The sequence below is a fragment of the Blautia sp. ZXY-1-C6 genome, from assembly GCF_056339875.1.
Genome location: NZ_JBWJVQ010000220.1, coordinates 1 through 12,372 on the forward strand (window position 1 = coordinate 1; position 12,372 = coordinate 12,372).

General features: G+C 39.6%; 11 protein-coding genes. 7 read left to right on the forward strand and 4 right to left on the reverse strand.

Annotation, left to right across the window (positions count from 1 at the left end):
• Positions 1 to 2,026: putative bifunctional diguanylate cyclase/phosphodiesterase (locus AC075J_RS13450; protein WP_476390416.1), on the forward strand; the 2,026-nt coding region annotated here is incomplete at its 5' end.
• Positions 2,027 to 2,029: 3 nt separating this feature from the next.
• Here the strand turns inward: AC075J_RS13450 and AC075J_RS13455 are convergent.
• From AC075J_RS13455 to tnpA, 3 genes are all read right to left on the reverse strand, one after another.
• Positions 2,030 to 2,926: a selenium metabolism-associated LysR family transcriptional regulator gene (locus AC075J_RS13455; protein WP_118569510.1), complete on the reverse strand. Its 897-nt coding sequence runs from the start codon at positions 2,924 to 2,926 to the stop codon at positions 2,030 to 2,032.
• A gap of 205 nt (positions 2,927 to 3,131) precedes the next feature.
• On the reverse strand, positions 3,132 to 4,295 hold the full coding sequence (locus tag AC075J_RS13460) for an aminotransferase class V-fold PLP-dependent enzyme (protein ID WP_118569509.1): 1,164 nt from the start codon (positions 4,293 to 4,295) through the stop codon (positions 3,132 to 3,134).
• Positions 4,296 to 4,373: 78 nt separating this feature from the next.
• Positions 4,374 to 4,778 (reverse strand): IS200/IS605 family transposase, encoded by a 405-nt coding sequence (gene tnpA, locus AC075J_RS13465; protein WP_055054026.1) that lies wholly within the window; start codon positions 4,776 to 4,778, stop codon positions 4,374 to 4,376.
• Between the two features lie 84 nt (positions 4,779 to 4,862).
• Here tnpA and AC075J_RS13470 point away from each other — a divergent pair, with 84 nt between their 5' ends.
• The 4 genes from AC075J_RS13470 (at position 4,863) to AC075J_RS13485 (ending at position 8,051) form a co-directional block, all read left to right on the forward strand.
• A complete protein-coding gene (locus tag AC075J_RS13470) occupies positions 4,863 to 6,002 on the forward strand; it encodes an RNA-guided endonuclease TnpB family protein (protein WP_118569508.1) in 1,140 nt (379 codons plus the stop codon).
• 429 nt (positions 6,003 to 6,431) lie between these two features.
• On the forward strand, positions 6,432 to 7,514 hold the full coding sequence (gene yedE / locus AC075J_RS13475) for a YedE family putative selenium transporter (RefSeq protein WP_118569507.1): 1,083 nt from the start codon (positions 6,432 to 6,434) through the stop codon (positions 7,512 to 7,514).
• A 91-nt stretch (positions 7,515 to 7,605) separates the two neighbouring features.
• Positions 7,606 to 7,812, forward strand: a complete 207-nt coding sequence (locus AC075J_RS13480; protein ID WP_022380030.1) for a sulfurtransferase TusA family protein — start codon at positions 7,606 to 7,608, stop codon at positions 7,810 to 7,812.
• Positions 7,809 to 8,051, forward strand: a complete 243-nt coding sequence (locus AC075J_RS13485) for a putative Se/S carrier protein (RefSeq protein ID WP_008706323.1) — start codon at positions 7,809 to 7,811, stop codon at positions 8,049 to 8,051. The genes AC075J_RS13480 and AC075J_RS13485 overlap by 4 nt, the downstream gene beginning before the upstream one ends.
• Positions 8,052 to 8,341: 290 nt before the next feature.
• Here the strand turns inward: AC075J_RS13485 and AC075J_RS13490 are convergent, their stop codons facing one another.
• Positions 8,342 to 9,175 carry a MurR/RpiR family transcriptional regulator gene (locus AC075J_RS13490; RefSeq protein WP_020993643.1) on the reverse strand — a complete coding sequence of 278 codons (834 nt, stop codon included), beginning with the start codon at positions 9,173 to 9,175 and terminating at the stop codon, positions 8,342 to 8,344.
• A gap of 265 nt (positions 9,176 to 9,440) precedes the next feature.
• On the opposite strand from AC075J_RS13490, the gene AC075J_RS13495 reads away from it, so the two are divergent.
• Positions 9,441 to 10,865 carry a serine hydrolase domain-containing protein gene (locus tag AC075J_RS13495; protein WP_008706325.1) on the forward strand — a complete coding sequence of 475 codons (1,425 nt, stop codon included), beginning with the start codon at positions 9,441 to 9,443 and terminating at the stop codon, positions 10,863 to 10,865.
• A gap of 12 nt (positions 10,866 to 10,877) precedes the next feature.
• Positions 10,878 to 12,164, forward strand: coding sequence for a GntP family permease (locus tag AC075J_RS13500; protein WP_008706328.1), 1,287 nt, complete (start codon positions 10,878 to 10,880; stop codon positions 12,162 to 12,164).
• The last annotated feature ends 208 nt before the right edge of the window (positions 12,165 to 12,372 follow it).

The following is a 12,372-nucleotide window of genomic DNA, read 5'->3' on the forward strand; positions in this document are numbered from 1 at the left end:
TCTGGATAAGATCATACGCCATGCAAAAGATGCGTTTGCCTCAGTTATAGTAAATATTTCGGATGGAAGCTGTATTATGGCAAACAGCAGGATTGCTTCACTGGAGCTGAAAGATGTAAATGAACCACTGGATTCTTATATTGAGCGGATCAGTCAGTCTATTCCGCAGAGAGAAGTGAGAACTCAGTACAGAAAGGTATTTTGTGTAGATAATCTGAGGGAGTGTCTGACACAGGGAAAAGATATGATCCAATGGGAATGTCCTGTGTATGCCGCAAAAGGAATCAATCTGAGGATGATCAGAACCACAGTTGAGATGGTCCGGAACGTTTCTTATGACAGGCTGGAAGCACTGATCTATTTTTCTGATATTACAGAGAACTATTTTTCAGAGCAGATTCCGCATATGCTGTACAGAAAGAATTTTGACAGAATAGAGATTATTGACGGGCAGAGAGACTGTGTGAGACTGGATCATCCGGGTATCTTTGCCATGGAGATGGTTCTGGCAGAAGAGATCAGTTATTCCGGTTATGTTACTGAAGTTATGAAGAAATTTGTTCCGGATGATGAGAAATCCGTATATGAAAAATGTGTGCGTCTTGATACCATTCGGAAAGAACTGCAGGAGAAAGATAGATATTCTTTCTCTGTTCATCAGTTTAATAAAAAAGGGGAGAAATGTTTAAAGAACTATACATTTTTTTACCTCAATAAATTTTTTGACATTATTGTAGCTACAGTTGAGGATATTACGGAGAAATTTGAACAGGATATTCTGACGGGCGGATATAACAGACAGGGTTTTATCCGTCATGTGGAACGGATCCTGAAAGAAAGTGAAGACAGAACCGGATATGCGGTTGTATTTTTCGATATTAAGAATTTCAAGGCAGTCAATGAGCTTTTTGGAACAGAAATCGGAGATATGATGCTGCGCAAAGTGTACGAAGATGTCCGGAAATCAGAGCTGAAGCCTCTGGTATCGGCACGTGAGGACGCAGATCATTTTATCTGTCTGGTAGAACGTAAGAATCTCGATCTGGATATGCTTACCGGAATGTGTCAGAAGAAACTTACCCGGGGAGGAAAAACACTTCATTTGTCTGTCAAATGTGGGATTTTTATGCTTGAAAAGAAAAAAATGTCTGTGAATGGAATGATTGACAGGGCAAAGATTGCCCAGAGATATATTACAGATGAGTTTGTCCAGTCATATAAGATTTATGATTCTTCCATGAAGAATACATATATAGATAAAGCAACATTAGCAGGTGAACTGGAGGAAGGGATTGAGCAGGGACAGTTCAAAGTATATTTTCAGCCTGTTGTGGATGCAATGACCGGAAAGATTGCATCAGCAGAATCTCTGATTCGGTGGTTCCACCCGAAAAAGGGATTTATTTCGCCGGGTGTATTTATTCCTGCACTGGAGAAAAGCGGACATATTTCCGAACTGGATCTGTATGTGTTGGATTCGGTTAATGAATTTCAGAAGAAACGTTATCAGTCCGATAAGATCACAGTTCCGGTATCAACTAATCTGTCATGGATGGATTTCTATGATGAGACGATCATGAACTGGCTGGAGAAGAAATGTGCAGATGCTTCCATGCCGTCCGGTCTGTGCAGAATGGAGATTACAGAAACTTCCTATGCTGCCATTGAGGCAGACAGAAATGCAACTCTGGAGGCATTAAGAGAAGCAGGGATTCTGCTGCTCCTGGATGATTTTGGAAGCGGATATTCTTCCTTTGGAATGCTCCAGAATTACAACTTTGATATTATGAAAATTGATATGAGTTTTGTGCGGCAGATAGAAACCAATACCAAAACACGCAGTATTATCCGCTTTATCATTGAAATGGCACATACTATGGAGATAAAGATTATAGCAGAAGGTGCTGAAACTAAAGAGCAGGTCGAGTTCTTAAGAGATAACGGCTGTGATTATATTCAGGGTTATTATTTTTACAAACCGATGCCGGAGGAAGAGTTTGTGAAACTGCTGGATGCCGGCAGATAACAGTTACATATAATAGTCTCGCACAAACTGTACAAACTGCTTTACATGGGGTTTCAGAATCCTGTTTTTGCTGTAGACTATATAGAAACTGCGCTTATGGGCAGCTTCCTCCAGCGGAAAGACAAGAATCTGCTTTGTCCTCTGCAGGTCATTGACAGAGCGTGATGAAAGAATAGAGATTCCCAGACCATTAACAATGGACTTTTTGATGCTTTCCAGGTCATTCATGCGGGCAATCACATTCAGATTGCCTGTTGTGATGCCTGTGCGCTCCAGAAAAAGGTCCATTTCTTTTTTTGTGCCGGAGCCTTTTTCCCTGAAAATAATAGGATCTTTCAGGAAATCATGAAAAATAGCGGGTGTTTCTCTGTCCTTGAGTGCAAGATAGTGATCTGTTACAGGAGTTGCTATGACCAGCTCATCATGGCAGAAAGGAATAAATACGCAGCTCTCATCACGTGTATTCTGGCCTACCAGAGCCAGATCTACAGTTCCGTCCAGCACCCGGTTGATGGATTCTGAACTGTCTGACTGTATGGAGTGAAAATAAACATCAGGATGCGTTTTTCCGAAAGCAGCAAGCAGTTCCGGCAAAAGATAAGAAGAAGGAATGGTAGATGCAGCCAGATCTATCATATGTTTGTGGGCACCTGTAAAATTCTCAAGCAGATTATTTCTGATCTCCAGCATACGGACTGCACTGTCATAAAGCTGGTAGCCTTTGGCTGTAATCGTTGTTTTCTTTGTAGTGCGGATGATCAGTTTCATATGCAGCTCATCTTCCAGAGAACGTATATGAGCACTGATCGTAGGCTGAGTCAGATAGAGGCGGCGGGCCGCCTCTGAGAAGCTGCCGTAATCCACGACAGCGACGAATGCTTCTAACTGTTTAAATTCCATTGTGAAAATCTCCTTTTATGTACGAAAACGATGTACGAGTGTACCGACAAGTTGATTCTTGAAACAATCTTGCAGGATAAATTTTCTTATTTCAAGGCGGAGGAGAGAGGCGTAGCGGTGGCTACGGCGACTGACGACAACGCGGAAATAAGAAATTTAGACGTAAGATTGTTCAAGAAATCAACTTGTTGGTACACTAGGATTGTTATAGTAATGCGGATAATGCATCTAAAGCAATATCCAGTTCCTGTTTTCTATTCTCAGGTCCGAAAGAAAAACGGAGAGTACCCTCCGGGTATGTTCCAAGAGTTTTATGTGCGTTTGGTGCACAGTGAAGGCCGACTCTTGTCATAATTCCATAAGTACTGTCCAGCTCAAAGGCGGCCTGAGCCATGTCCATATGTAAGGTCTGGACGGATACAACTGCACAACGGTTTTCAATATTTTTTTTACCGATAATACGCAGAAATTTTTCTTCAGGATCCAGATTCAGGATACCATCTATAAAGTATTGTGTCAGCATTAATTCATGTTGGCGGATTTCTTCCATGGACTGTTTCTCCAGATCACAGAGTGCGGCATGAAGTCCCAGAATCCCAGGTATATTGGGAGTTCCGGGCTCGAAACGATCAGGAAGAAATGCCGGTACTTCTTCAGAATGAGAGGCGCTTCCTGTTCCACCGCTGATAAGAGGCTCAATCTGCGCTGCCAGTTTATTGCGGATCAGAAAGCCACCTGTTCCCTGTGGCCCTCTGAGTCCCTTGTGACCTGTAAATGCCAGTGCGTCTATGTGACATTTCTCCATATCAATGTTAATGGTTCCTGCCGTCTGTGCAGTGTCCAGAATAAAAAGAAGCCCATGTTCTTTGCAGAAATCTCCGATTTCCTGTGCTGGTATGACAGTTCCGCATACATTAGAAGCATGAAGACAGACCACAAGCTTAGTCTCAGGACGAAGGAGTGCGGTCGCTTTATCAAGCAGAAGACTGCCGTCAGAAGCGCATGGGATCCTGTCAAAAGAAATTCCATGTTTCTCCAGCTGTACAAGGGGACGCATCACTGCATTATGCTCCATGGCAGTTACAAGTACATGATCGCCGGGTTTCAGAAGTCCTTTCAGAAGAACATTCAGACTGGCAGTGATATTTTCTGTAAAAATAACATTCTTACCCTTTCCGGAAGTAAAGTGAAAGAGCTTCAGAAGCTGTTCTCTTGTCTCAAAAATCTGTTCTTCCACAGAATAAGCTGCCCGGTATCCTCCCCGGTTCACATTCACAGCAGAGCCTGCCAGGTAATCATAAACTGCCTGTGCAACAGATGGTGCCTTTGGAAAAGACGTACTGGCCTGATCCAGATAGATTTTATTCATAAATAAATCCTTTCGTTTGTCATGGGCGGAAACCCACTGCCTTTAGGCGGTGGGAGGAGCCTTGTAAATTGTTATCTATTATCCTTGACTCTCAATATATTTTTGTATAGTTGCTGATGACACTTCTCCAATGCTGCAAGCAAAATAACCATCTGACCAAAATATTTTTTTCTTCCAATACTGTTTTGATAAGACCGAATTATACTTTTGCCATAAGTAGTATGTTGTTTCCTGCTTTACAATTTTAACAATGTCGCATACTCTATCCGTTGCATCATAACTTAACAAAAAATGTATATGGTCTTTGTCTGTTTCCATAGCAATTATTTCGTAGCCACGAGTATTAGCTATATCGAGAATCTTTTGTTTCACATCATCAGCAATAGAGCCTTGTAGTAGTTGTTTGCGGTATTTGGTTACAAGAACTATATGTACTTTCAGACTGTATTTTCGTCTGTTATGACGATAATATCTATTATCCATAAATCACCTCTGATAGTTATTGACGTTCACTAAATATTAGTATACACTATTGCTAGTGAAGTATCAATGAGAGGAATAAATTTTATGGAACAGATAACTATAACTGCAAAAGTTCAGATAGTTGCAACTGATACAGATAAAGTTTTGCTTAATAAAACAATGTCTGTTTATTGTGATGCCTGTAATTATGTTTCAGATTATGTATTCCGCACACATGACCTAAAGCAGTTCTCACTCAATAAAATTTTGTACTCTACTCTAAGAGAAAAGTTCAGTCTCAAATCACAAATGGCGCAGTCTGTTTTTAAAACGGTTATCGCAAGATATAAGACCATTCTTGAAAATCAGAATGAATGGATAAAACCATCTTTTAAAAAACCTCAGTACGACCTGGTTTGGAACAGAGATTATTCTTTAACTCAAAACTGCTTTTCCGTTAATACGCTTAATGGTCGTGTGAAACTTCCTTATTTTGCTGAGGGTATGTCTAAGTATTTTAACCATTCTATTTACAAGTTTGGTACTGCCAAACTTGTAAATAAACATGGTAAATACTATCTGCATATACCAGTTACCTATGAGGTTGAAGAAAGTAATATTTCTGATATTTGTAATGTTGTAGGTATTGACAGAGGTATTAACTTTGTTATTGCAACTTATGACAGTAAACATAAGTCTGGATTTGTTAGTGGTAAAGCTATTAAACAGAAACGGGCTAATTATTCCAGGCTTCGTAAAGAACTTCAAATGCGACATACGCCATCCTCAAGGCGAAGACTAAAAGCTATCGGTCAGCGAGAAAACCGTTGGATGCAGGATATTAACCATCAGGTATCGAAGGCACTCGCCACCGGTAATCCAAAGCATACTCTCTTTGTATTAGAAGATTTGACTGGTATTCGCAATGTTACAGAACGTGTCAAAACAAAAAACCGCTATGTTTCTGTATCATGGTCTTTTTATGACCTTGAGCAGAAGCTGATTTACAAAGCGAAGCAGAATCAATCTTCTGTAATAAAGGTGGATCCTCGTTATACCAGTCAATGCTGTCCTGCTTGTGGACATACTGAAAAGTCTAATCGTAATAAGAAAATACATTTGTTTACTTGCAAAAACTGCGGTTATACGTCTAATGATGACCGTATTGGAGCTATGAATCTGTATCGTATGGGAATAAACTATCTTGCTGATAGCCAAGTACCTAATACAGTTGTAACAGAGTAAACTCTGCTACAAAGGGTGCTGTCAACCACCCAATGATGTAACGCCACTTTAGGCAGCAATGCCTATTGGGGATAAAAGGTCGGAGGCGTAAGCCGTTACTACGACTGGGCAGTTACAAGCCCATTACCTTTAGGTGATGGGTAGTTGACAGTAACAAATCCCCCGATTTTTATATAATTAAAGATTATATGATATGAGAATTGCAGGAGCTAGTTTGCTGCGGAACAATTCGTAGATATCAGGTTAGGGGCAAAATACTTTTTGCCCCTAACATCATTATAGTATAGCACAACTTATAAATAATTTCTATAAATAACTATAAAATACGGCTATAATGAATTAGTGATTTCAGCATAAAAATGATAAAATAGATACAAAGAAATTGTGCTGACAACAAAAAAAGTCAGTGCAAAAGGAGGAAAGAAATAAATGAAAAACGAAAAGGGAACCATAGTTCTGGCAGGAGGCGTAATCGGTCTGATCGCTGCAATTCTGGTGTTTTTTGGAAATCCGGCAAATATGGGCTTCTGTATTGCCTGTTTCCTGAGAGATACCACAGGTGCGCTGGGACTTCATTCAGCGGCAGCAGTTCAGTATATCCGCCCGGAGATCATTGGTCTGGTGCTTGGAGCATGTATCATTTCACTTGCTAAGAAAGAGTTTCGTCCAAGAGGCGGCTCTGCACCTGTGACCAGATTTACACTTGGCGCATTTGTTATGATCGGATGTCTGATGTTTCTTGGATGTCCTTTCCGTATGATTCTGCGTCTGGCAGGCGGAGACGGAAATGCTCTGTTTGGACTTGTTGGATTTGTAGCCGGTATTCTTACAGGAACTGTTTTCCTGAAGAAAGGTTACACACTGAAACGTTCTTATAAGATGCCGAAGCTGGAAGGCAGTATTTATCCTGCATTCCAGATTGTGATGCTTCTGTTGCTGGTAGCTGCACCTGCATTTATCCATTTCACAGAGCCGGAAGGCGGACCTGGAGCAAAACATGCTGCAATTGTTATCGCACTGGCAGCAGGAATTATCGTTGGAATTCTGGCACAGAGAACACGTCTGTGTATGGTCGGCGGTATCCGTGATGCGGTACTTTTTAAAGAATATAAATTACTGTTCGGCTTTGCTGCAATTCTTGTGACAGCACTGGTAATGAATCTGATCCTCGGTGCAGTTACAGGAACATCCTATTTCAATCCGGGATTTGCGGGACAGCCGATCGCACACACAGATGGACTGTGGAACGCACTGGGAATGTATCTGGCAGGCTTTGGATGTATCCTTCTTGGCGGCTGTCCGCTGCGTCAGCTTATCCTGGCAGGAGAGGGAAACACAGATTCAGCTGTGACTGTTCTCGGTCTGATGGCAGGCGCTGCTTTTGCCCATAACTTCGGACTGGCATCTTCCGGTGAAGGTCCTACAGCAAACGGAAAGATTGCAGTTATTATTGGGATTGTGGTAGTTGCAGTAATCGCAGCAGTGAACTCCATGAGAAAAGAAGAAGCCTGATTGTCGGAATGCAGACATCATTTCCGCAATCAATACGCTCACTTTGCGGAAAGTATTTTTTTAGACACACTCTAAAAGGAGAGAGAGACGAATGAAGAAAGTAGATGCAAGAGGTTTATCCTGTCCGGAACCAGTGATCCGCGCAAAGAATGCAATGGAATCCGGAGACAAAGAATATGAGATCCTGGTTGATAACGTAGTTGCAAAAGAGAATGTATCCAGATTTGCAACACATCAGGGATATCAGGTACAGGCAACAGAGCAGGGAGATGATATCCTGCTGAAACTTACAAAATGATCACATATATAGCAACCTTCTATTCCCATTATGGAGCTATTCAGTTTCGAAGAAACTGCCAGGCAATGAATCTGAGTGCAGAAGTCATGCCTGTCCCAAGAGATTTAAGCTCCTCCTGCGGAACCTGTGTGAGATTTCATACAGAAGCGGACTTCCCGGAGAAAACAGAGGAAGTTGAGCAGATTGTCAGAGTAGAACCGCAGGGCTATGTGGGGATTTATCATGCGGATGAAGAATAAAAGTACCATTCAGTTCATCCTTTGAATAACTGCGCGTCGCATTCTCGTTATTTTCCAATGATGAGAGTCCGACGCGCAATTTTATTTCAATCCTGTACTAGTATTTCCATGGACGGTTTTTATTTACAAGATATTGGTAAAAGTCCTGTCTGCTGTCATGTAGGGTTCTGTAGAAAAAGATGATATCCTATTTTAATTTGCTGTCTTTTGCTTTTTATGCAATAAACTTCATTAAGATTGCCAAGACAATTAGCACGTATCCAGCTATTAATTTTATAGCATCTTTTGTTTTACTCATAATACATATCAAAATCCCGATAGGTATCTTCATATTGTTTTAAACGTTCTACTATCATATCTTTTCGCTCATCATGGATTTTAGATATAATCGCATCAAATAAGCAATACATACAAATAGGTGAACTAAATCCCATACTGTCTTTTACCGGAGCAGCAAGAATCGTATAATGGGAAATATTAAAAAAAGGAGAGGAAACACTGTCTGTAATGGAGACAAGGGTTGCACCCATTTTTTTTGCAGAATCCGCATAACGATACGTCCATTTGGTATATCTGGCAAATGCTATACTGATGACAACAGTTTTATCTGTGATATGATTTAATAAATCAAAACGAGGATCGTAAAATTCTTGGATAATGTGAGTATTACCAAGTAAAAGGTTCAGACGATTCCCAAACCAGTTGGCAGCATGATAAGAAGAGCGTGCTCCGGTTACCAGAATATGATCTGCATTCAGAAGAGCTTCTACGGTCTTGTCCAGAAGCTCTTCATTTATATGTGAGATCCAGTCTTGCAGTGCCTGCGTTTCTCTGGAAAAAACTTTTTGATAAAATGTCTGATTTTGAATTTGTCCTTCTACATTGCGCTGTGGTACAGAAAGAATTTCTTCACGAAGTTTTTGCTGCATGGCAGAAAAACTGTCAAAGCCAAGAGAATAAGCAAAACGAATAACAGTTGTTTCACTGACAGAAATATCCTTACTGAGTTTAGCTAGTGTTGCATAGCTGAATTCATCTTTATTATTTAAAATATATTCTGCAACTTTTCGTTGTCCTGCCGATAGTGAAGGGATTTTTTCATAGATTAGTTGATCCAGGCTCATTGTAACCTCCATAAATAAAATATCATATGACAAGTATAGCAAAAAAATTTTTTTAATTCAATGGAGAATGTTATAATTCGAAAAAGAATCAAATGATTCATAAAACAAAACAAATAAATTGTTTAATTCTACCAGAACAGAACATTAATTTTTGACGATTCTATCAATTGTTTCCAGAAACAACTTGTGATAGTATAGTGGAAAATACTTCACGTGAATGTTTAGAAAGAATTTAATACAATAATATTGAAAGAAGGAGCACAAAATGATAAAAAATAAACCAGAAGCCTATGGAATATCTTCAGATAATCTGTTGTGTATGGTACAGGAACTGGAGACATTCGTCGAAGATATTCATTCTATATCTGTAGTATGCGATAACGATGTGATTTTTTCAAAATGCATTCAACCATATACGGAAGAACCTATGCAGATGCTTCATTCATTTTCGAAAAGTATGAACAGTATTGCAGTAGGGATTGCAATCGACGAGGGAAAATTACATCTGGATGATCTGGTGATAGATTATTTTAAAGAGTATTTGCCGGAAGAATATGATAAACGAATCGATCAGCTGACAGTTCGTAATCTGTTAACAATGGCAGCAAATTCCTGCAGATTAAGCACCTGTTTTCGTGGAGTGACAGATTCCTGGATCACACATTATTTTACATACAAATTACCTCATGATCCGGGAACTGTCTTTCAGTATGATACAGGAGCAAGCTATATGTTGTCTTCACTGGTTACAAAAACCATGCATAAAAATGTGCTTGCACTGATGAAAGAACGTGTTTTGAAACCAATGGGTATTACCGATATCGAATGGTTGGAAAGCCCAGAAGGCAATACAGTCGGAGGATGGGGGTTGTATTTGAAAACACCCGACATCGCGAAAATTGCAATATTACTTGCCAATATGGGAAAATGGAACGGAAAAACACTTATTCCGGAAGAATATCTTAAAGAAGCAACCAGAAAACAAATTGATACTCCAGAAGAAAAATATCCAGTCTGTGGATACGGATATCAGTATTGGATCACTGCTGATCATTCCTTCGGCGTTTATGGAGCTTTCGGAAATGTGATCGTGGTTAATCCAGAGAAAAAACTGGCAGTTGCAATCACAGCAGGAGCAAGTGATACGAATGGAAATCCGAACCGTTTGATTAGCAAAATCGTAAATGAAAAGTTGTTTATACCGACAGAGAGAGGAACATTGGAAACAGATGTAGATGGAGAGAAAAAACTGAAAAAATATCTGGATGACTTGTGTCTTCCATATCCGGAAGGAGCAAAAAATTCCTGTTTGGAAGGAAAATGGTTTGATAAAACACTCTCCTTTGAAGAAAATGACCGGGAAATTCAAAGCATAAAGATTAATAGAAAAACAGAAAATGTACTGCTGATTAATTTTTACCTGAAGGACAAGCAGGTAAGTGTAGAGGCTGGATTTGAAAACTGGATTACACAGGAAGCTGTATTTGATGATCCGCATCATTTTCTTAATAGCTTTTCTTATGCATTCAAAGATGATAAGACATTGGTTATAAAGCAGTACTGGTTAAATATGTCAGGTTACGATACCTATACGCTGCATTTCCAGGATGGCAGTGTAAACGGAATGATTATCACAAGCGTAAAACTTGGCGGAGCTGTACCGGTTGAACTTTCAGGAAACATACAGTAGGGGGATAAAACTATGGATATGAGTTTATTGGGAATTATTGTTGCACTTGTTGTGTTGATTATTATTTGCTATCGTAAATTTAACCCAGTTGTGGGAACATTAATATGTGTTGCAATTTTAGCAATATTCAGTGGTTTGTCTGTGTTGGATACAATTACAGATACATATTTTACAGGATTTTCTGATTTCCTGAAGAATAACTTTTTGCTTTTTGCAACCGGAACCGTATTTGCATCTATAATGGAAGGATCTGGAGCTGCAGCAGCATTTGCAAAAATGATCTATTCTAAAGTGGGTGGACGTGGAGCAATTTATGGTTGTATGCTTGCAGTGCTGATCTTAGGATATATAGGTGTGAATGGATGGGCATTGATGTTTATCGCTTATCCGATCTTCCTGTGCGTATTTAAACAGGAAAATCTGCCAAGATGGTTGATTCCGGGTGTTATTTATACTTCTCTGGCGTATAACAGTTCCATGTTCCCGGGTTCTCCTTCTATATTGAATGTGCTTCCAACACAGTATCTTGGTACAGATACTATGGCAGCTTCCGGTCTTGGTATTGCAACTGGTGTCTTCAGCAGTATTCTGTGTATTATTTATCTGGAGTATGAATTCAGAAAAGCAAAGAAAAATAATGACGGATTTGTAATTACACCTGATATTGCAGAAAAAATGAAAGCATTTGAAGAATTGGAGACTGTAAAACCATGGAGATCTGTGGTTCCGATGGTTCTGTTATTTGTTCTGTTAAATGTATTTAAGGTAAATGTAAATATTGCAATTATTTTAGCTTCTTTCTGTTGTGTGATTTTATATTGGAATACTACTCCGAAAAAACTGAATTTGATCGATGACGGTGTAAAACGTGCCAGCATGGTAATTATGAATACTGCAGCAGTTGTTGGATTTGGTTATGTTGTTAAATCAACTGTGGGATTCCAGAATCTGATAGATATGCTGTCAAACCTTGGTGGAAACCCACTGATTTCTTTTGCAAGTGCTACCACATTGATTGCTGGAGCAACTGGTTCCGGTTCTGGTGGTATCGGAATCGCTATGGAAGTATTTGCACAAAAATATATGGACTTGGGAGTAAATCCTGAAGTTTTACACCGTATAGCTGCAATTGCATGCAATGGTCTGGATACACTGCCGCATAACAGTATGGTGATTACCTGCCTGGCTGCCTGTGGTATGACACATAAAGAAAGCTACAAACCGATCTTTATCACATCTGTATGTATTACATTGATTGGACTGGCATTTGCAGTATTTCTTGGAATTGCATTTTATTAAGAAGTAACAGATTACTATAGAGTATGCAAAAGAGTCATTAAAATTCCACAGAGAGTGGAAAGGTAAGATATAGGTAGTAGCGACTGTTCCTGCGCAAATGAGGATGATTTGTCTCTTGCATATCACAACCTTATCTTGTAATGGATTCAGCAAACACATTATATATTAGAAAGCCCTGTACGATATTTTTGTTACTGTTCAAAGGCAA

Bases quoted from the DNA above. Each gene is read 5' to 3' on its own strand.
- AC075J_RS13495 (WP_008706325.1), top strand. From the start codon at position 9,441: ATGATAAAAAATAAACCAGAAGCCTATGGAATATCTTCAGATAATCTG.
- AC075J_RS13455 (WP_118569510.1), bottom strand. From the start codon at position 2,926: ATGGAATTTAAACAGTTAGAAGCATTCGTCGCTGTCGTGGATTACGGC.
- AC075J_RS13460 (WP_118569509.1), bottom strand. From the start codon at position 4,295: ATGAATAAAATCTATCTGGATCAGGCCAGTACGTCTTTTCCAAAGGCA.
- AC075J_RS13485 (WP_008706323.1), top strand. From the start codon at position 7,809: ATGATCACATATATAGCAACCTTCTATTCCCATTATGGAGCTATTCAG.
- AC075J_RS13470 (WP_118569508.1), top strand. From the start codon at position 4,863: ATGGAACAGATAACTATAACTGCAAAAGTTCAGATAGTTGCAACTGAT.
- yedE (WP_118569507.1), top strand. From the start codon at position 6,432: ATGAAAAACGAAAAGGGAACCATAGTTCTGGCAGGAGGCGTAATCGGT.
- AC075J_RS13480 (WP_022380030.1), top strand. From the start codon at position 7,606: ATGAAGAAAGTAGATGCAAGAGGTTTATCCTGTCCGGAACCAGTGATC.
- AC075J_RS13490 (WP_020993643.1), bottom strand. From the start codon at position 9,175: ATGAGCCTGGATCAACTAATCTATGAAAAAATCCCTTCACTATCGGCA.
- tnpA (WP_055054026.1), bottom strand. From the start codon at position 4,778: ATGGATAATAGATATTATCGTCATAACAGACGAAAATACAGTCTGAAA.
- AC075J_RS13500 (WP_008706328.1), top strand. From the start codon at position 10,878: ATGGATATGAGTTTATTGGGAATTATTGTTGCACTTGTTGTGTTGATT.